General features: G+C 64.7%; 12 protein-coding genes. 4 read left to right on the forward strand and 8 right to left on the reverse strand.

The window, feature by feature from the left end; translation table 11 throughout:
- Window positions 1-36 precede the first annotated feature (36 nt).
- The gene (locus tag ACVW17_RS31845) at window positions 37-11,154 is read right to left on the reverse strand and encodes a beta strand repeat-containing protein (protein WP_456755559.1); all 11,118 of its coding nucleotides are present in this window, start codon (window positions 11,152-11,154) and stop codon (window positions 37-39) included.
- Between the two features lie 238 nt (window positions 11,155-11,392).
- Between ACVW17_RS31845 and ACVW17_RS31850 the strand changes: the two genes are divergently transcribed.
- Window positions 11,393-11,836: a hypothetical protein gene (locus ACVW17_RS31850; protein WP_456755560.1), complete on the forward strand. Its 444-nt coding sequence runs from the start codon at window positions 11,393-11,395 to the stop codon at window positions 11,834-11,836.
- Between the two features lie 10 nt (window positions 11,837-11,846).
- On the opposite strand, the gene ACVW17_RS31855 is transcribed toward ACVW17_RS31850, so the two are convergent.
- Together ACVW17_RS31855 and ACVW17_RS31860 are read right to left on the reverse strand one after the other, a co-directional pair.
- On the reverse strand, window positions 11,847-12,407 hold the full coding sequence (locus ACVW17_RS31855; protein WP_456755561.1) for a DUF3617 domain-containing protein: 561 nt from the start codon (window positions 12,405-12,407) through the stop codon (window positions 11,847-11,849).
- A 211-nt stretch (window positions 12,408-12,618) separates the two neighbouring features.
- Window positions 12,619-13,170 carry a hypothetical protein gene (locus ACVW17_RS31860; protein WP_456755562.1) on the reverse strand — a complete coding sequence of 184 codons (552 nt, stop codon included), beginning with the start codon at window positions 13,168-13,170 and terminating at the stop codon, window positions 12,619-12,621.
- Window positions 13,171-13,475: 305 nt separating this feature from the next.
- On the opposite strand from ACVW17_RS31860, the gene ACVW17_RS31865 reads away from it, so the two are divergent.
- A complete protein-coding gene (locus ACVW17_RS31865; protein ID WP_456798280.1) occupies window positions 13,476-13,850 on the forward strand; it encodes a hypothetical protein in 375 nt (124 codons plus the stop codon).
- A 66-nt stretch (window positions 13,851-13,916) separates the two neighbouring features.
- Here ACVW17_RS31865 and ACVW17_RS31870 read toward each other — a convergent pair whose 3' ends face one another.
- The 5 genes from ACVW17_RS31870 to ACVW17_RS31890 form a co-directional block, all read right to left on the reverse strand.
- Window positions 13,917-14,180 (reverse strand): hypothetical protein, encoded by a 264-nt coding sequence (locus ACVW17_RS31870; RefSeq protein ID WP_456755564.1) that lies wholly within the window; start codon window positions 14,178-14,180, stop codon window positions 13,917-13,919.
- A 98-nt stretch (window positions 14,181-14,278) separates the two neighbouring features.
- Window positions 14,279-15,049, reverse strand: coding sequence for an SDR family NAD(P)-dependent oxidoreductase (locus ACVW17_RS31875; RefSeq protein ID WP_456755565.1), 771 nt, complete (start codon window positions 15,047-15,049; stop codon window positions 14,279-14,281).
- Window positions 15,049-15,846 (reverse strand): SDR family oxidoreductase, encoded by a 798-nt coding sequence (locus tag ACVW17_RS31880; RefSeq protein WP_456755566.1) that lies wholly within the window; start codon window positions 15,844-15,846, stop codon window positions 15,049-15,051. Before ACVW17_RS31880 ends, ACVW17_RS31875 begins: the two co-directional genes overlap by 1 nt.
- The gene (locus ACVW17_RS31885) at window positions 15,846-17,234 is read right to left on the reverse strand and encodes a transaminase (RefSeq protein ID WP_456755567.1); all 1,389 of its coding nucleotides are present in this window, start codon (window positions 17,232-17,234) and stop codon (window positions 15,846-15,848) included. Before ACVW17_RS31885 ends, ACVW17_RS31880 begins: the two co-directional genes overlap by 1 nt.
- On the reverse strand, window positions 17,231-18,715 hold the full coding sequence (locus tag ACVW17_RS31890; protein WP_456755568.1) for an aldehyde dehydrogenase: 1,485 nt from the start codon (window positions 18,713-18,715) through the stop codon (window positions 17,231-17,233). Before ACVW17_RS31890 ends, ACVW17_RS31885 begins: the two co-directional genes overlap by 4 nt.
- A gap of 218 nt (window positions 18,716-18,933) precedes the next feature.
- On the opposite strand from ACVW17_RS31890, the gene ACVW17_RS31895 reads away from it, so the two are divergent.
- Both ACVW17_RS31895 and ACVW17_RS31900 read left to right on the forward strand, forming a co-directional pair.
- Window positions 18,934-20,196: a Tm-1-like ATP-binding domain-containing protein gene (locus ACVW17_RS31895; protein WP_456755569.1), complete on the forward strand. Its 1,263-nt coding sequence runs from the start codon at window positions 18,934-18,936 to the stop codon at window positions 20,194-20,196.
- Complete coding sequence (locus ACVW17_RS31900; protein ID WP_456755570.1) at window positions 20,193-20,858, forward strand: HAD family hydrolase; 666 nt, start codon at window positions 20,193-20,195, stop codon at window positions 20,856-20,858. The genes ACVW17_RS31895 and ACVW17_RS31900 overlap by 4 nt, the downstream gene beginning before the upstream one ends.
- The last annotated feature ends 6 nt before the right edge of the window (window positions 20,859-20,864 follow it).

Raw genomic sequence — 20,864 nt, forward strand, 5'->3', positions numbered from 1 at the left:
GCCTCCGCGGACTTCTCTTTTTAGGGCTGGCGCGGCCTAGAACGTATGGATGCTCGCCGCCGCCGGCACGCCGGTGCTCACATGGGCAAGGTCCACCTTGTCGCTGCCGGTGCCATTGGCCGAATACCAGAGCTCTCCCGTCGTATTGTTGAAGAAGAACTTGTTGGTGCTGGCGCTTTCGTTCCAGGCGGTCGCCGCATTCTCTGTTCCGCCGGTCGTCGCCGACGACGTGAACTGACCCGCCGTGATCGCGGTCGACGTGCCGATCGTGAGGTTCTGACTGGCGACATCGACAAAGATCTTGTCGGCCAGGGCGGAGAAGTCGGTAATCGTGTCGTGTCCGCCTCCCGAACCCGGCAGGACGAAGATGTCGTTGCCGCCACCACCGGTCAGGCTGTCGTTGCCGCCGCCGCCGATCAGGGTCTCATTGGCGGAGCTGCCCTGGATCGCATCATTGCCCGCCGTACCCTGAAGGGTCGTGCTGCCATTGATGTTGATATTGATGGTGCTGGAGGCCGTATCGCCGTCACCGTCAATCGTCGCCACGTTGAAGCTCAGATTCTCGGAGAGATTTACCGTCGACTCAACTCCGACGCTGACCAGGTCGACCTTGCCGCTGCCCGTCACGTCCGTGAACTGGACCGTGTAGAGCTGCATGCCGGCGGGCGCTGCCGGCGTCGACCATTCGTTGGCAATCGAGGCGTGCGCGGACGGATCGAAATCACCGGACACCGATGTGATCGACGCCGTGTGTACACCGTCCCAATAGGACACGACGTAGTGGATGTCGTCCCCGGCCTTGTAACCGGAGAAGGTGTAGTTGGCGACAGATTCGGGTCCCGGAGGAACGAACGCTGCGTTGTGAACCGGACTGGCGCTCGCACCGCTCGTGAAGTCGAACAGCATCTTCTCGTTTTGATCGAAGTTGTTGTTGCCGACACCCCAGCCAACGGTAGATCCGTTCACACTGCCTTGGCCGCCGCCGGAGGCGGTGCCCGAAATAACCGCCAGTTGGTCGGCGCCCGAGGTCAGAACCTGCTCCTGAGACGGACCCGAGCCGAAGGCGCTCGAACCGCCGACATTCTCGGTCGTCACCGCAGTAAAGGGCTCGAGCAATGTGAACGTGTAGTGATCGGTCGTCGGATCCACGGTCAGCGTGAAGATGTCGTTGGCTGCCGACGGAGCCGCGCCGACATAGGCGGTCAGTGTGTGCCCCGATGCGTCGATCGAGTAATGCACGGCCTGGCCGTCGAACGTCAGGCCCGCCGGCGGTGTGTCGCCGGCGAGGGTCAAGGCATATGCACCGAAACCGTCGGCACCGGAGATCACGGGCAGGTTGCCCGTGACGGACAGCCCCGCGACATCCGCGATGATCCCGTTGTCGATCGTGCCGAAATGCGGACCGTCATCGTGGAACGTGACGTGGGTGCTGAGATCGAGGTTCTGGCTGGCGCTGTCGCCGTCCTTGTCGGTCACCGTCGCCGTCAACGTCACCAGGCCACTGGTCAAGCTGATGCCTTCGCCAGTATCCGGGCTCGAGGCGGTGTTCTCGTGCACCGCACGATCCTGCGTCAGTGCCACATTGCCCGTCACCGGGTCGACCGTCAGCGTGAATACCAGCCACGCCGCCTGGCCCTCATGGCCGGCCACATAGCCCGAGATCGTGTTGCCGCTCTTGTCCAGCACGACGCCGAGACCGGAGTTGCTGTCGATCAGGTTGGTCGCCGTGCCGTTGCCCGCGATGTTCAGCGCATAGGTCAGCGACTGCTGACCATCCGCGCCGGTCTTCACGGTGAACGCGCCGGCGAAGCTCTCGGTGTCCAGCGTGTGGCCCTGCGTCGCGACCGCATCCGGCGTCGTACCATTGACGCCGGCGTTGGTCGAACTCGACAGATAGGCCTCGTAAGTGTTCAGCGAGTTGACGTTGCCGCTCAGCGAGATCGACGGGCCGTCATCGTGGAACGTAATGTGGCTGCTGAGGTCGAGGTTCTGGGCGGCGCTGTCGCCGTCCTTGTCAGTCACGGTTGCGGTCAGCGTCACCAGACCGTTGGTCAGGCTGATGCCCTCGCCGGTGTCGGGGCTCGAGGCAGTGTTCTCGTGCACCGCACGGTCCTGCGTGAGCGTCACACTGCCGGTCGCCGGGTTGACCGTCAGCGTGAACACCAGCCAGGCGGCCTGATTCTCATGGCCGGCCACGTAGCCGGAGATCGTGTTGCCGCTCTGGTCGAGCACGACGCCGAGACCGGAGGCGCTGTCGATCAGATTAGTCGCGACCCCGTTATTCGCAATGCTCAGCGCATAGGTCAATGATTGCTGACCGTCTGCGCCGGTCTTCACCGTGAACGCGCCGGCAAAGCTCTCGGTATCGAGCGCATGACCTTGCGTCGGCACCGCATCCGGCGTGGAGCCGTTGATGCCGGCGTTGGTCGACGCCGACAGATACGCTTCATAGGTGTTCAGGGAGTTGACGTTGCCGCTCAGCGAGATCGACGGGCCGTCATCGTGGAACGTGATGTGGCTGCTGAGGTCGAGGTTCTGGCTGGCGCTGTCGCCATCCTTGTCGATCACCGTCGCGGTCAACGTCACCAGGCCGCCGGTCAGGCTGATGCCCTCACCGGTGTCCGGGCTCGAGGCGGTGAGCTCGTGCACCGCGCGGTCCTGCGTCAGCGTCACGCTGCCGGTCGCGGTGTTGACGGTCAGCGTAAACACCAGCCACGCGGCCTGGCCCTCATGGCCGGTCACATAGCCGGATACGGTGTTGCCGGTCTGGTCCAGCACGACGCCGAGGCCGGAGGCGCTGTCGATCAGGTTCGTCGCGGTGCCGTTGCCAGCGATGCTCAGCGCATAGGCCGTGGTTGCATTGTCGGCACCGGTCACGACGGTGAACGCGCCGGCAAAGCTCTCGGTGTCCAGCGTGTGACCCTGCGTCGGCACCGCATCCGGCGTCGAGCCGTTGATGCCGGCATTGGTCGCAGCCGAGAGGTACGCCTCGTAGGTGTTCAGCGAGTTGACGTTGCCGCTCAGCGAGATCGACGGACCGTCGTCGTGGAAGGTCACATGCGTGCTGAGATCGAGGTTCTGGACGGCACTGTCGCCGTCCTTGTCGGTGACGGTCGCGGTCAGCGTCACCAGGCCGCCGGTCAGGCTGATGCCCTCACCGGTGTCGGGGCTCGACGCGGTGTTCTCGTGCACCGCACGGTCCTGCGTCAGCGTCACATTGCCTGTTGCCGGGTCGACCGTGAGCGTAAAGACCAGCCAGGCGGCTTGGTTCTCATGGCCCATCACATAGCCGGAGATCGTGTTGCCGGTCTGGTCGAGCACGACGCCAAGACCGGAGGCGCTGTCGATCAGGTTGGTTGCGACCCCGTTATTCGCGATGCTCAGCGCATAGGACGTGGTCGCGCCGTCGGCGCCGGTCACGACGGTGAACGCGCCGGCAAAGCTTTCGGTGTCCAGCGTATGACCCTGGGTCGGCACCGCGTCCGGCGTGGAGCCGTTGATGCCGGCGTTGGTCGCGGCCGAGAGATAGGCCTCATAGGTGTTCAGCGAGTTGACGTTCCCGCTCAGCGAGATTGACGGGCCGTCGTCATGGAAGGTCACATGCGTGCTGAGATCGAGGTTCTGGCTGGCGCTGTCACCGTCCTTGTCGGTGACCGTCGCGGTCAGCGTCACCAGGCCGCCGGTCAGGCTGATGCCTTCGCCGGTGTCCGGGCTCGAGGCCGTAAGCTCGTGCACCGCACGATCCTGCGTCAGCGTCACATTGCCGGTTGCCGGGTCGACCGTCAGCGTGAACACGAGCCAGGCGGCCTGGTTTTCATGCCCGGTCACATAGCCTGAGATCGTGTTGCCGGTCTGGTCCAGCACCACGCCGAGGCCGGAGGCGCTGTCGATCAGGTTGGTTGCGACGCCGTTATTCGCAATGCTAAGCGCATAGGCGGTGGTCGCATTGTCGGCACCGGTCACGACCGTGAACGCGCCGGCGAAGCTTTCGGTGTCCAGCGCATGCCCCTGGGTCGGGACTGCGTCCGGCGTCGAGCCATTGATGCCGGCATTGGTCGAAGCCGACAGATACGCCTCATAGGTGTTCAGCGAGCCAACCCGTCCGCTCAACGCAATCGACGGGCCGTCGTCGTGGAAGGTGACGTGGGTGCTGAGATCGAGGTTCTGGCTGGCGCTGTCGCCATCCTTGTCGGTCACGGTCGCGGTCAAGGTCACCAGGCCGCCGGTCAGGCTGATGCCTTCACCGGTATCCGGACTGGAGGCAGTGAGCTCGTGCACCGCACGATCCTGCGTCAGCGTCACATTGCCCGTCGCCGGGTCGACGGTCAGCGTGAACACCAGCCAGGCGGCCTGATTTTCATGACCGGTCACATAGCCGGAGATCGTGTTGCCGGTCTGGTCGAGCACCACGCCGAGGCCGGACGCACTGTCGATCAGGTTAGTCGCGGTGCCATTGGCTGCGATGCTTAGCGCATAGGCGGTCGTTGCATTGTCCGCACCGGTCACAACGGTGAACGCGCCGGCAAAACTCTCGGTGTCGAGCGTGTGGCCTTGCGTCGGCACCGCATCCGGCGTCGAGCCGTTGATACCCGCGTTTGTCGCCGCCGACAGATAAGCCTCGTAGGTGTTCAGCGAACCAACCCGTCCGCTCAGCGAGATTGACGGGCCGTCATCGTGGAACGTGACATGGGTGCTGAGATCGAGGTTCTGGGCGGCGCTGTCACCATCCTTGTCGGTGACGGTTGCCGTCAGCGTCACCAGGCCGCCGGTCAGGCTGATGCCCTCACCGGTGTCCGGGCTGGAGGCCGTAAGCTCGTGCACCGCACGATCCTGCGTCAACGTCACATTGCCCGTCGCCGGGTCGACCGTGAGCGTAAAGACCAGCCACGCCGCCTGGTTCTCATGGCCCGTCACATAGCCCGAGATGGTGTTGCCGGTCTGATCGAGCACGACGCCAAGACCGGAGGCGCTGTCGATCAGGTTGGTCGCGGTGCCATTGCCCGCGATGCTCAGCGCGTAAGCGGTCGTGGCATTGTCAGCACCAGTCACGACGGTGAACGCCCCGGCAAAGCTTTCGGTGTCGAGCGTGTGACCCTGGGTCGGCGCAGCATCCGGCGTCGAGCCGTTGATGCCGGCATTGGTCGAAGCCGACAGGTACGCCTCGTAGGTGTTCAGCGAGTTGACGTTGCCGCTCAGCGAGATCGACGGGCCGTCATCGTGGAACGTAATGTGGCTGCTGAGGTCGAGGTTCTGGGCGGCGCTGTCGCCGTCCTTGTCGGTCACGGTCGCGGTCAAGGTCACCAGGCCGCCGGTCAGGCTGATGCCTTCGCCGGTGTCCGGGCTGGAGCCGGTGAGTTCGTGCACCGCACGATCCTGCGTCAGCGTCACATTGCCCGTCGCTGGGTCTACCGTGAGCGTAAAGACCAGCCACGCGGCCTGGTTCTCATGACCGGTCACATAACCGGAGATCGTGTTGCCGGTCTCGTCAAGCACCACGCCGAGACCAGAGGCACTGTCGATCAGATTGGTCGCGGTGCCATTGGCTGCGATGCTCAGCGCATAGGCGGTCGTTGCATTGTCGGCGCCGGTCACAATGGTGAACGCGCCAGCGAAGCTTTCGGTGTCCAACGCATGACCTTGCGTCGGCACCGCATCCGGCGTCGAGCCGTTGATACCCGCGTTTGTCGCCGCCGACAGATAGGCCTCATAGGTGTTCAGCGAGTTGACGTTCCCGCTCAGCGAGATCGACGGACCATCATCATGGAACGTGACATGCGAGCTGAGATCGAGATTCTGGCTGGCGCTGTCGCCGTCCTTGTCGGTCACCGTCGCGGTCAAGGTCACCAGGCCGGCGGTCAGGCTGATACCCTCACCCGTGTCGGGGCTCGAGGCGGTGAGCTCGTGCACCGCACGATCCTGCGTCAGCGTCACATTGCCCGTCGCCGGGTCGACCGTGAGCGTGAACACCAGCCATGCGGCCTGGTTTTCATGGCCGGTCACATAGCCGGAGATCGTGTTGCCGCTCTGGTCGAGCACCACGCCGAGACCAGAGGCGCTGTCGATCAAATTGGTCGCGACCCCGTTGGCCGAGATGCTCAGCGCATAGGCGGTCGTTGCATTGTCGGCACCGGTCACCACCGTGAACGCGCCGGCAAAGCTCTCGGTATCCAGCGTATGGCCCTGGGTCGGAACCAGATCCGGCGTCGAGCCGTCGATGCCGGCATTGGTGGAGGCCGACAGATAGGCCTCGAAGGTGTTCAACGAACCAACTCGCCCGCTCAGTCCAATCGACGGACCATCGTCATGGAATGTGACGTGGCTGCTGAGGTCGAGATTCTGGGCGGCGCTGTCGCCGTCCTTGTCGGTGACCGTTGCCGTCAGCGTCACCAGGCCGCCGGTCAGGCTGATGCCCTCACCAGTGTCGGGGCTCGACACAGTGAGTTCGTGCACCGCGCGGTCCTGCGTCAGCGTCACATTGCCCGTAGCCGGGTCGACCGTCAGCGTGAACACCAGCCAAGCGGCCTGATTCTCATGACCGGTCACATAGCCGAACACCGTGTTGCCGGTCTGGTCGAGCACGACGCCGAGGCCAGAGGCGCTGTCGATCAAATTGGTCGCGGTGCCGTTACCAGCGATACTTAGCGCATAGGCGGTCGTTGCATTGTCGGCACCGGTCACAACGGTAAACGCGCCGGCAAAGCTCTCGGTGTCGAGTGTGTGACCCTGGGTCGGCACGGCATCCGGCGTCGAACCATTGATGCCGGCATTGGTCGCAGCCGAGAGATAAGCCTCATAAGTGTTCAGCGAGTTGACGTTCCCGCTCAGCGAGATCGACGGGCCGTCATCGTGGAACGCGATGTGGCTGCTGAGGTCGAGGTTCTGGGCGGCGCTGTCACCATCCTTGTCGGTGACGGTTGCCGTCAGCGTCACCAGGCCGCCGGTCAGGCTGATACCCTCGCCGGTGTCCGGGCTGGAGGCCGTAAGCTCGTGCACCGCACGATCCTGCGTCAGCGTGACGTCGCCGGTCGCGGTATTGACCGTCAGCGTGAACACCAGCCACGCCGCCTGGCCCTCATGGCCGGCCACATAGCCGGAGATCGTGTTGCCGGCCTGGTCGAGCACCACGCCGAGGCCGGAGGCGCTGTCGATCAGGTTGGTTGCGGTGCCGTTGCCTGCGATACTCAGCGCATAGGCTGTCGTCGCATTGTCGGCGCCAGTCACGACGGTGAACGCGCCTGCAAAGCTTTCGGTATCGAGCGTATGACCCTGGGTCGGCACCGCATCCGGCGTCGAACCGTCGACGCCCGCATTGGTCGCGGCCGAGAGATACGCTTCATACGTGTTCAGCGAGTTGACGTTCCCGCTCAGCGAGATTGATGGGCCGTCATCATGGAAGGTGACATGCGGGCTGAGATCGAGATTCTGGCTAGCGCTGTCGCCGTCCTTGTCGGTGACGGTTGCGGTCAAGGTCACCAGGCCGCCGGTCAGGCTGATGCCTTCGGCGGTGTCCGGGCTCGAGGCAGTGAGTTCGTGCACCGCACGATCCTGCGTCAGCGTCACGTCGCCGGTCGCGGTGTTGACCGTCAGCGTGAACACCAGCCAGGCCGGGTCGTTCTCATGGCCGGTCACATAGCCGGACACCGTGTTGCCGGTCTGGTCCAGCACGACCCCAAGACCGGAGGCGCTGTCGATCAAATTGGTCGCGGTGCCATTGGCTGCAATGCTCAGCGCATAGGATGTGGTCGCATTGTCGGCGCCAGTTACGACGGTGAACGCGCCGGCGAAACTCTCAGTATCGAGCGCATGACCTTGCGTCGGCACCACATCCGGCGTCGAGCCGTCGATGCCCGCGTTGGTCGCAGCCGACAGATACGCTTCATACGTGTTCAGCGAGTTGACGTTCCCGCTGAGCACAATCGACGGACCATCATCATGGAACGTGACATGCGAGCTGAGATCGAGGTTCTGGCTGGCGCTGTCACCGTCCTTGTCGGTCACCGTCGCCGTCAACGTCACCAGACCGCCGGTCAGGCTGATGCCCTCGCCGGTGTCCGGGCTCGAGGCGGTGAGCTCGTGCACCGCGCGATCCTGCGTCAGCGTCACATTGCCCGTCGCCGGGTCGACCGTGAGCGTGAACACCAGCCAGGCGGCCTGGTTTTCATGGCCGGTCACATAGCCGGAGATCGTGTTGCCGCTCTGGTCGAGCACCACGCCGAGACCGGAGGCGCTGTCGATCAAATTGGTCGCGGTGCCGTTGGCTGCGATGCTCAGCGCATAGGCGGTCGTTGCATTGTCGGCGCCGGTCACGACGGTGAATGCACCGGCAAAGCTCTCGGTGTCGAGCGCATGACCTTGGGTCGGCGCGGCATCCGGCGTCGAACCGTCGACGCCCGCATTGGTCGCGGCCGACAGGTACGCCTCATAGGTGTTCAGCGAGCCGACTTTGCCCGTCAGCGCGATCGACGGACCATCATCATGGAACGTGACATGCGTGCTGAGATCGAGATTCTGGCTGGCGCTGTCGCCGTCCTTGTCGGTGACCGTTGCCGTCAGCGTCACCAGGCCGCCGGTCAGGCTGATGCCCTCACCGGTGTCGGGGCTCGACGCGGTAAGCTCGTGCACCGCACGGTCCTGCGTCAGCGTGACGTCGCCGGTAGCAGTGTTGACCGTGAGCGTGAACACCAGCCAGGCGGCCTGGCCCTCATGGCCGGCCACATAACCGGAGATCGTGTTGCCGGCCTGGTCGAGCACGACACCGAGACCGGAGGCGCTGTCGACCAGATTGGTCGCGGTGCCATTGCCGGCGATGCTCAGCGCATAGGCTGTGGTCGCATTGTCGGCACCGGTCACGACGGTGAACGCGCTGGCAAAACTCTCGGTATCGAGCGTATGGCCCTGCGTCGGCACTGCATCCGGCGTCGAGCCGTCGACGCCGGCATTGGTCGCAGCCGACAGATATGCCTCATAGGTGTTCAGCGAATTGACTGTCCCGCTCAGCGTGACGGACGGGCCGTCATCGTGGAACGTGACGTGGCTGCTGAGGTCGATGTGCTGGCTGGCGCTGTCGCCGTCCTTGTCAGTCACGGTCGCGGTCAAGGTCACTAGGCCGCCGGTCAGGCTGATGCCTTCACCGGTGTCGGGGCTCGACGCGGTGTTCTCGTGCACCGCACGATCCTGCGTCAGCGTGACGTCGCCGGTCGCGGTATTGACCGTCAGCGTGAACACCAGCCACGCCGCCTGGCCCTCATGGCCGGCCACATAGCCGGAGATCGTGTTGCCGGCCTGGTCGAGCACCACGCCGAGGCCGGAGGCGCTGTCGATCAGGTTGGTTGCGGTGCCATTGCCCGCGATGCTCAGCGCATAGGCCGTGGTTGCGCCGTCGGCGCCGGTCACGACCGTGAACGAACTAGCAAAGCTCTCGGTGTCGAGCGTGTGGCCCTGGGTCGGCACGGCGTCCGGCGTCGAGCCGTTGATACCGGCGTTGGTCGCTGCCGAGAGGTACGCCTCATAGGTGTTTAGCGACCTGACCGTCTCATTCAGTGAGATCGATGGGCCATCGTCGTGGAACGTGATATGCGTGCCGAGATCGAGGTTCTGGCTGGCGCTGTCGCCGTCATTGTCGGTGACCGTTGCCGTCAGCGTCACCAGACCGCCGGTCAGGCTGATGCCTTCATGGGTATCCGGGCTCGACGCGGTGTTCTCGTGCACCGCACGATCTTGCGTCAGCGTCACGTCGCCGGTCACGGTGTTGACCGTGAGCGTGAATACCAGCCACGCCGCCTGGCCCTCATGGCCGGTCACATAGCCGGAGATCGTGTTGCCGGTCTGATCGAGCACGACGCCGAGGCCGGAGGCGCTGTCGATCAGGTTGGTCGCAGTGCCGTTGCCCGCGATGCTCAGCGCATAGCTTGTGGTTGCGCCATCGGCGCCGGCCACCACCGTGAACGCGCCAGCGAAGTTCTCCTTGTCCAGCGCATGGCCCTGGGTCGGCGACGCATCCGGCGTCGAGCCGTTGATGCCGGCATTGGTCGAAGCCGACAGGTACGCCTCGAAAGTGCTCAGCGCGCTCGTCGTCCCGCTCAGCGAGATCGCCGGACCGTCGTCGAGGAACGTCAGATGCGGCCCGACATCGGCTTGCGCTGTCGCGGTCTGGTTGCTGTTATCCGTCACCGTCGCCGTTAGCGTCACCATTCCGGCGGGCAGATGCACACCTTCGTTGATGTCGCCGCCCACTTCCCCGCTGCCCTCGTGCATCGAGCGCAGATCGGTGAGCGTGATATGGCCGGTCGCGTCCACGGAGATCGTGAAGTCAGCGAGGCCGTTCTGGCCGCCTTCCCGGCCAACAACCTGCCCGTTCTCCACGAACAGGAACACGTGATTGCCGGTCTGCGAATCGATCAGACCGGTATCGACGCCTGGCGCGCTGATCGACAGCGCAAAGGTCAGCGACTTCTCGCCGCCGGCCGCGGTGATCGAGAACGGGATCAGCCCCGTCGCCACGGTCGAACCTGCCGGTCCCAGTCCGGAACCTGCGATGCCATTGGTCGCAACGGTCAGGAAGCTCTCGTCCACCGTAAGATCCGGCGCGGTGCCCAGCGAAATGGTGGGCTTCGGAACTTCTTGGTTGAGCACGAAGCCGGTCGGCGGCGTGTCGGTGAAGCCCGGCAGCTCTTCCTGCGGAGCCAACGCGTTGGTGCCGACGGGACCGAGATCATCCACCGCAAACGGACTGAAATTCGCTCCGCTCGCCTGCGCATTGCCGTTCGAGTTGCCGCCATTGTCGGCCGCAGGCAAGACGGAGCCATCCGTGCTGATCGGGAACAGGCTTGCGAAGTCTTGCACCGAGACGTCGCGACCGGGCGCCATCTCGATCGTGATGTTGCTCTGGTGATCCGCGCGGGAGTCGAAGAACGGCTCAACCGTGACGGTCGACTGGTTGTCGAACAGGATGATCAGCTTTTCGCCGATATGAACCAGCGTGATCTTTTCGTTGGCGATCGACGAGAAGTCGACCTTCGCCTTCTGGTCGTAACCAAGGTTGACGACCACTGCCTGATCGGTCAGCGGCTTGGTCAGCTTGTAAATTCGAACGGGAGCCGAATTGGTGGAATTGCCGGTGCCGGTAGCCTGAGCGACCTGAAACGAACCCTGCATTATCAACTCCGCAAAATGCGTTTAGAGGAAAAATTGTAGAAAAATTTAGTTTTAGGCTATTGTTAACCCTCCCCCCGGTCAAGAAATGTATTTGGTTAATCAATGCTTTCCCTGCGAGTGTGGTAAAGATCGAACAGGTCGAGGCTGCAAGAACAACGGCTTAGCCGAATTGGCTCGGCCCAAAGGCGGTCTGGCCGCCCGGCCCAATTTCATGTTGCCGACGATTTTGGAGTGGCCGATGCGGGTGATTCTTCAGGGATGCGCCGCCATTTTGCTTGGCGGCATGGCCGGCGCGGCATCCGCGCAAGCGCCAACACCGACGCCCGTCCCACAGCAGACCACGGTCGAACGCCAGGTCCGCACCCTGGCCAACCGGGACACCCAAATCGGCATTTACCTCAATGTGTTACCTGACTGCACGTCGGGGCCATTGCCAACCATCAGGTTGGTCACGCCGCCCACTGCGGGAAAGGTCGTGATGAAGACGGCGAAGGCCAAGGCCACCAATTACAAGGCCTGCCTGGCGCTCGAGGTGCCGGCCTATGTCGCCTTCTACAAGGCGCCGCCGGAATTCCTTGGCGACGACGCCCTGACGATCGAGGTCAAGTACCAGGGCGGCCGCACCGAAATTCAGAAGATCACCGTCAAGGTCAGCGGGCCGGGCAACCAGCAGAAGATCTGACGGCGCGGCGTTAGAGCGGATCGCCCTCAGCGGTCTCCTGCTCCACGTCGCGTGAGACGTCGCTCGGTGCAGCAGCGGCCGGCTGGCCAAGCTGCGCCCTTTCCTCATGGCAATCGCTGATCCGGCGGGCGACCACCCGATCCATCCGCGGCGCCTGACCGTGGACCTCGTTGACTTCGGTGTAGGCCTCATCGCTCAGCACCGTGATGACGGTGGAGACCGGCCCCATGTAGTCGCACCGGTTGGAGAAGATGTACTTGTTGCTGATCTTCTCTGGCCTCGATGAATGGCAGTTTCCGATCGACGGTGACGAAAAGGTCGCCTTCATCGCCTGGGTCGGGTCGACACAGCGGGTCATCTCGCGCTCGAGCAGCTTCTGCCGCCCGTTCGACGGCGACACCAGCTCCATCGTCCGCACGAAGCGCCACATGCCTTTGCGGAAGGTCGGCCCGTTGAAGCTTTCCTCGGCCGCGGTGCCGTGCGACGCAAGCAAGGACACGGCAAGTGCGATCACGGCGCCAAGCGTGCATGCGCAGACCTTCGAGTGCCCGAAGTCCTCACGCGATACCATGTGTTGAATCCTCAATCGGCCGCACGATGCGCTTCGCGTGACTTCGGCTCGAAGCACGCCCAGCCTGACGTCATTTCAGAACACTTCGCGTTAAGGTCAGGTAAACACTCGCCCTTTTGGCTACGACTCTCCACCGTCAAGGGCGAGGCACCGGCCGCCAAAGCCCATCCCTCGGCACGCCGATGCCGGGCCGGCTGTTCCTGATCTCCAGCTAATGCTGCACGCGCCCGGCGGCCGACTTTTCAGGACTGGCGGCCGTCCCGTCGTCGCAGTCGCCGATCCTGGTCGCGACGACCATATCGGTCCTCGGATGCTCGCCGGTGCTGACCTCATTCAGCTCGGTATAGGCCTCGTCACTGCGCACCGTAATGACGGTGCTGACCGCGCCCATGTAATCGCATCGGTGCCCGAAGGTGTATTGATTGCCGACCTTTTCAGGCTTGTCGGAGACGCAGCTTCCGACCGGATCCGGCGAAAAGGTCGCCTTCATCGCGAAGGTCGGGTCGACGCAGCGTGTCGTTTCCGCGTTCAGCACCCGATACTTGAAATTCTTGTTGGCGGTCCTGACCACGTCGAGCGTGCGGATGAAGCGCCACAAGCCCTTGCGGAAGCTCGGGCCGGAAAACGATTGATCGCCCTGCGCTGCCGCGGACCGGCCGTTGGAGGTTTGAGGAGATGGCGTCTGCGCCTGAGCCGACAGCGCAGACGCCGAGACCATCATCACGGTCAGGAGCGAACCTGCGATTGCACCACGGAAGTCCATTCCCACCCCCGATGTTCGCGCGGCCCCGTTCGCGATGCGATCCGGTCAGGCGCTGAAAGCAGTTCCTGCGAAACGACTCAAATACCTTCCACCACTTGCAGGCCAATTGTGGCCAGTAAAGGCACGTTGTCGCAGCCTGACAGTCTTCCTCTCAATTCCGTTCCAGTGCAGCAAACCTGCAACACTCAGCGCCCGACCCCCGTGCCGACCGCTGTCGCAGGTTTGACCTTGGAGGCTTTTTTTGCTCATTTAGCGCCAGATATTTTTTCTCATTACTTAGCCTATCGCTGGACGAGGGGGCACTGATGCGTATTCGAATTGGCTACATGGTCGCGGGAATTCTGGCTTTGGGCGCAGCACTGTCGGGCAATTCCCGGCCAGCGGCGGCCGCTGATCTCGGCCTGATCACCAAGGCTCCGGTCGGCACCTGCAGCGAGATCGTCTTCACCTGCGAGAACGGCCATCACTATCCGCTGTGCCCGCGCGCCGTGTCCGTCGAGGGCGAAGTGGTCACCGCCTCGCTGCTGACCGGACGTGGCGGCATCCATGTGCGGCACGTTCCGATGGGCGTCGGCTATCGTTATGCCGGCCGTGGCGTCTGGCTGGATGGCTTCCGGGAAAACGCGCTGCTCAACTTCGGCAAGCACCAGCAGATCGCCTGCACCATCGCGCACTCATAAGAGTGCGCGCTTCTGCGTCGCTCCGATCGGTGTGACGCAGAGCTCTTCAAGCCGCGAGGTTGCTCCTCACCCCCTGGTGCGGAGCACAACGCGCGACGAGCGCGAGAACATATAAGCCTTCGGATAGACGTAAACCGGGCAGTAGTCCTGCCACTGGTACAGCTGCCAATTCCATTTCCAGCAGCCCGATTCGATCTGAGGCTCCTGCACGAAGTCCAGCCGGTACGGCGGATCGCCAAACGGGTAGACCTCGCCAGATTTCGCCGCCGTCGACGACAGCACGACGATTGAAGCGGCCGCGGCAATGATCACGGAAAATGACTTGTTCATAACGCCCCTCGATCGAATGACGTGATGGCGCGAGAGTGCCAAATCCGCCGGCCCTGATCAAGGTGCCGGCCGCAACACTTGGACGCGAATCGACTGTTCTAGACCGCGCGATTCTGTGTCGGCGAGCGGCCGCCGCCATCGGCGACCAGCACTGCTCCGGTGACAAAGGACGCCTCGTCGGACGCCAGGAACAGGCAGCATGCCGCGATCTCGGCGGGATCGGCCATCCGCCCCAAGGCGATCCGCCGTTCGACAGCGCGAAACTCGGTCTCGGCCGTGGTGCCGTTCTGCTCCGCGAGCAACCGCATCTCATGGGCGCTCATCGGCGTCCGCACCCAGCCGGGCGCGACCGCGTTGGCGCGGATGCCGTCGGCGCCATGCGCGTAGGCCAGCGAACGCGTATAGGCGACGACGGCCGCCTTGCTCGCGGCGTAGCTTGCACTATCCGGGCTGGCATTGAACGCGGCAACGGACGCGATGTTGACGATCGCGCCGCCGCGCTGCCGGAGCAACGGGAGCGCAGCGCGACAGACGCGCATCGTCCCGGTGAGGTTGACATCGAGCGTTTTGGCCCAGACCTCGTCGGAGACGTTTGCGGGCTGATCCGGCACGATCAAACCCGCCGCGTTGACGACAATGTCGAGCCACGCGCCGGAGGCAGTGACGGCCTTGGCAACGTCATCCGGACGCGTGACGTCGCCATGGATCGCCTGCCCGCCGCACTCGGCCGCCGCGGCCTGAAGCTCGGCGTCGCCGAGGCCGAACAGCACGACGCGCGCGCCGCTCCACGCCAGCAGCACGGCCGTGGCCCGGCCGATCCCGGTGGCCGCGCCGGTCACCAGCGCCGTCTTTCCTTCCAGCCGCGGCATCAGACTCCCCACTGCCGTTCGACGGCAAATCCGGTTTCGGGCAAGGTCGAACCGCCGTCGACCACGATGGTCTGCCCGGTGACGTATCTGGCTTCAACGGAAGCGAGGTAGAGCATCGCGCAGGCGATGTCGTCGGCCCGGCCCATCTGTCCCATCGGAATGAAGCGTTCGAGCTTGGCCTTGTTCTCCGGCGCGCTCATGCTGCCGCGGCCGGGTTTCTCGATGAAGCCGGCCTCGACGCCATTGACCGTGATGCCGTCGCGCGCCAGCTCGAAGGCGGCGCCGCGGATGAACGCGTTGACGCCTGCCTTGGCCGCCGAGTAATGCGCGCCGCCGCCCATCGCGACGCGCGCCGACACCGACGACGTCACGAGGATCCGCCCGAACTTGTTGGCGCGCATATGCGGACTGGCGGCCTGGGCGAGCCAGATGCTGGCGTTGAGATTCAGCGCCAGCGTCTCGTCGAGTTTTGCTTCGTCGAGTTCATCCAGCGAGGCCCACGGACAGCCGCCGGCATTGTGCACGACGATGTCGAGACGACCGAATTTGGCGGCGACACCATCAATCATGGCGCGCAAGCTGCTGCGATCGAGTCGATCGAACGGAGCGCAATGCGCCGCACGTCCATCGGCCGCCAGCTCGCGCGCCAGCGCTTCGGCCACATCGAGCGTCCGGTTGGCGATCACAACGGTCGCGCCCGCCTGCGCGAATCGCGTGACAATCGCGGCGCCGATCCCGCGGCCTCCACCCGTGACGATGGCGACCCGGCCATCAAGATTAAACGGAGGCGGTTGCATCAGATTGCTCCCGCGTCGCGCAGCAAATCAATGAATTGCGCGAACACCGCCGTATGCTTGTCGACGTCGCGCGCCGAGGTCGCCGGACACATCAGCAACATGGTGTGAAATGGCGTAACCAGGATGCCCTCGTTCATGTAGAACGCATGCAGCAAGGTCTCGAGATCGGGTTGCCGGCCGGCAATGACATCGGCACCGCTGCGCGGCGGATGCGGCATGAACATGATCTCGGCGCGCGCGCCGATCTGCGTGACATGCCAGGGCAGACCGGCCGCTTCGATCAACCGGCGCGCGTCCTGTGCGAGCCAGGTCGCGGTCCCGATCATCCGCTCATAATTTGCAGACGTCAGCACCTTCTCCAGCACCGCGCGCATGGTCGCGAGCGTCAGCGCATTGCCGGCCAGCGTACCGCCGAAGCCGAGATGTGCGGACTGCCGCACGCGCGGATTGACGTGAGGCACGAGCTTCCAGAGCCGCTCGGCGATCTCCTGGCTGAGGCCGAACACGCCGGCGGGGATGCCGCCCGCGATCGCCTTGCCGGCGACAAGAATGTCGGACTCGAGGCCATACGCCTGGCTGTAACCGCCCGGCCCGCAGGACAGTGTGTGGGTCTCGTCGATGATCAGCACGGTGCCGCTCCGGCGGGTCAGGTCGCGCAACGCTTCGTGAAATCCGGGATCGACCGGGATCATGCCAAAATTCGTCATCAACGGCTCGGTCAGCACGCAGGCGACGTCGCCATGCGCCAGCGCCGCCTCGAGGCCCGCGACATCGTTGAACTCGACCACCCGGCTCACCGCGTCATGATCGATGCCGTTGGGATGGATCATGTTGCGCAGCCCGACCCGGCCGTCGCGGATCTCGACATGCGCCTCCTCGACACCGCCATGATAGCAGCCGGAGAACACCAGCACCTTGCGCCGGCCGGTGATCATGCGCGAGATACGGATCGCGGCGCGGTTGGCGTCGGTCGCCGACGTCGTCAGTGTCCAGTATTTCGGACCGAAGCGGCGCGACAATTCGGCGCCGACCCAGATGCTGTCCTCCGTCGGCAGCATCATGGTCGCGCCGCGCTTGAGCTGATTGAGTGCCGCCTCCGTCACCGCCTCGGGCGCGTGCCCGCACATGCCCCCGGTGTCGCCGAGACAGAAATCGATGTAGTCGCGCCCGTCGATGTCCCTGATATGCGCGCCCTGCGCCTCCTCGACATAGACCGGGAAGCCGCCGGCCCAGCGTCGCATCCAGTGCGACGGACCGCCATAAAGATAGTGCTGCCTGCCGTCTTGCCACGCCGCGTCCGATCGCGGATGCAGCGCGCGAAAACGCTCCTGCTCGGCATCGAGCAATCGGTTCAGAACGCCTGAGCGTTCGGCAGTTGCAGATGTCATAGCGCGATCCAGGCGGTCTTGAGGTCGGTATAGGCGTCGAGCGCGTGCAGCGACTTGTCGCGTCCGAAGCCGGATTGCTTGAAGCCGCCGAGCGGCACCGTGATGTCGGCGCCGCCATAGGCGTTGACGTGCACAACGCCGGCCCTGATGGCGCGCACCATGCGATGCGCCGTCGAAAGGTTTCCGGTCCACACTGCGGACGCAAGTCCATAGGGCGTCGCATTGGCAAGCGCGACAGCATTCTCTTCGCTGTCGAACCGCGTGACCGACAGCACCGGGCCGAACACCTCCTCGCGCCACACCTCCATCGCCGGCGTCACCTCGGTGAGGATCGCCGGCGCCATGAAGTTGCCGCCGCTGTCGGCGCGGATCTGCTCGCCGCCAACCAGCCGCTTCGCGCCCTGCGCTTCCGCGCGGACAACAGCGTCGAGATTCTTGCGCAACTGCACCTTGCTGGCGACGGCACCGATATCAGACGTCAATTCGAGGGGATCGCCGACGCGAAGCCTGGCGGTGGCCTCAAGCAGCTCAGCCATGAAGCGATCGTAGACCTGCGACTGCACGAGCAGCCGCGAGCCGGCGACGCAGACCTGGCCCGAATTCCGGAAGATGCCGTTCGCGGAGACCTTGGCCGCATGCTTGATGTCGGGCACATCGGCGAACACGATATTGGGCGACTTGCCGCCAAGCTCGAGATGCACGCGTTTCAGGTTCGACCGCGCCGAACATTCCAGCAGCCGCCGCCCGATCGCGCCCGAGCCGGTGAAGGCGAGCGCGTCGACATCCATATGCAGCGCAAGCGCCTCGCCGGCCGATGCGCCGCGGCCGGTGACGACGTTGAGCACGCCATCCGGCAACCCCGCCTCGGTCGCGAGCTCGGCAAGCCGCAGCAGCGTGAGCGATGCAAGCTCCGGCGGCTTGACCACGACCGAATTTCCGGCGGCGAGCGCCGGACCGATCTTCCACGCTCCGATCATCAGCGGAAAATTCCACGGCACGATCACACCGACGACACCGAGCGGCTCGCGATGCACCAGCCCGAGCACGTCGCCTGAGGTTGGTGCGATCTCGCCATACACCTTGTCGATCGCCTCGGCGTAGTAGCGGATCGTGCCGGCCGCCGACAGCGGTTCGGCCTTGTAGGCCATGCCGATCTCGGTGCCGTTGTCGCGCACGCCGAGCACCGCGATCTCGAGGGCGTGCCGCTCGATCAACTCGGCGAACCGCAGCAGCACCTTCTTGCGCTGCGTCGGGACCGCGCGCGACCAGCTGCCCTGCTCGAACGCCTGCCGCGCATGCCTCACCGCGGCGCCGATATCGGCCGCATCGCCGTCGGCGATGCTCGTCAGCAGCTGGCCGTCGATCGGCGACACGACGTCAAGCCGCGCCTCGCCGACCGCCTGGGCAGGCCGTCCGCCAATGAAGAGCTGCTGGGCCGGAATGGCAGCCGAGCGGTGTTGATCGATCTGGGCTTGCTGCATGCGGGATCATTGTGACGGTGGCGAACGCGACTCCCGACCGGGATCGCTGGCATGTTGCAATCCTCGCCAAATCAAGGCTTTGGCAGCAATCAACCGATAGGTGGATGTCACCGCAGCGAGCGTCCCCATAGCGTGATCGCACGATGGCCGAACGCTCCCGCACGCTGGGTGCAAACCAACTCGTCCACATCCCTCACGCCGCCGGCGAGCCGAAGGTCATGCCTGAGATGACAGAGCCCCGCATTCTCCTGATCGGAACGGGAGACACCAAGGCCGACGAACTGCTGTTCATGAGCGAGTGCATCGCGCGCGCCGGCGGCCGCACGATCATGATGGACATCAGCGTGCTCGGTGATCCGCCCTATCAGCCCACACATGACAAGCATGCGGTGGCCGCCGCCGCGCAGACCACGATCGCGGCGATAGCATCCAGCGGCGACGAGAATTCCGCGATGTCGCTGATGGCGATCGGCGCCACCAATCTAGCGCGCGAGCTCGCCGCGCGTGATGCCATCGACGGCATGATCGCGATCGGCGGCACGATGGGAACCGATCTTGCGCTCGACGTCGCGCAGGCGCTGCCGCTCGGCCTGCCCAAGCTGATCGTCTCGACCGTCGCGTTCTCGCATTTGATTCCGCCCGAGCGCGTCGCCGCTGACCTGATGATGATTCTGTGGGCCGGCGGGCTCTACGGCCTCAACGGCACCTGCACGGCCGTACTGTCGCAAGCCTGCGGCGCGATCGTCGGCGCCGCGAAGAGCGCGATCAAGCCCAGCCTGGACCGGCCGGTGGTCGCGATCACCTCGCTCGGCAAGAGCTGCCTGCGCTACATGGTCGAGCTGAAGCCGCAGCTCGAACGGCGCGGCTATGAGGTCGTCGTCTTCCACACGACAGGCATGGGCGGCCGCGCGATGGAATCGATCGCAGCTCAGGGTGGCTTCGCGGCGGTGCTGGATCTCTCCTTGCAGGAAGTCGCCAACCAGCTCACCGGCTCGGTGGTCAACTCCGGCGCCGACAGGCTGAAGAATGCGGGCCGTGCCGGCATTCCGCAGATCGTCGCGCCCGGCGCGATCGACATGGTCGACTTCCCGGCTTGGCTCGGCGTTCCCAAGGAGCTGTCGGATCGCCCGTTCCACGCGCATAACCGGCTGCTCGCGTCGGCGACCTCTGGGGCCGCCGATCGGAAGCGCATCGCCCGCGCGATTGCCGAGAAGTTATCCAGCGCCACCGCACCGGTGGCCTTCGTGCTGCCGGCCGGCGGCATCCAGCAATGGGACCGCGAGGGCGAGGCGCTGCACGATCCCGATGCCCTCGCCGCTTTTGTGGATGCGATGCGCGCGGCGATTCAGCCCCCGGTCGAGCTGCACGAGATCAAGGATCACATCAACAGCGCCGCATTCAACGAAACAGTGCTCGGCATCTTCGACCGCTGGGTCGCGGCCGGCGTTGTCCGCCCCGGCCGGGCGACGGCTGCCGCATGACAAGGCCGCACGCCCAGGCGCTGGTGCTCGACTTCGGCGGCGTGATCTCGAAGACGCTGTTCGAGACCCATGACCTGACCGAGCGCACGCTCGGGCTTGCCCCGTGCACGCTGAAATGGCTCGGACCGTTCGCGCCCGACAGCGACCCGCTATGGGCGTCGATGCAGCGCGGCGAGATTTCGGAGCGCGACTACTGGCTGACGCGCAGCCGCGAGGTCGGCCGCATGCTCGGCGAAGACTGGCGCGACATGGAAACTTTCGTGAAACGGGCGCGCGGTGCCGATCCCGATACCGTGATCCGCCCCGAGGCGGTGCGCGCGATCGAGCTCGCCGCCGATGCCGGGCTCCGGCTCGCCATCCTGTCGAACGAGCTCGACCTGTTCTACGGCGCCGATTTCCGCAACCGCCTGTCCATCCTGGAGCGCTTCGAGACCATCGTCGACGCGACTCATACCGGGATCCTGAAACCAGACCCCCGCGCCTACCAAAGCGTGCTGGACGAACTGGCGCTCGAGGCAGACAATTGCGTCTTCGTCGACGACCAGCGCCGCAACATCGCAGGCGCCGTTGCGCGCAACATGCGCACGGTGCTGTTTGATGTGCGCAACCCGGCCGCGTCCTACGGCGAGGCGCTGCGGCATTTCGGGCTGCAGTTCGAGTAACAGAGG

The organism is Bradyrhizobium sp. USDA 4473 (assembly GCF_054063335.1).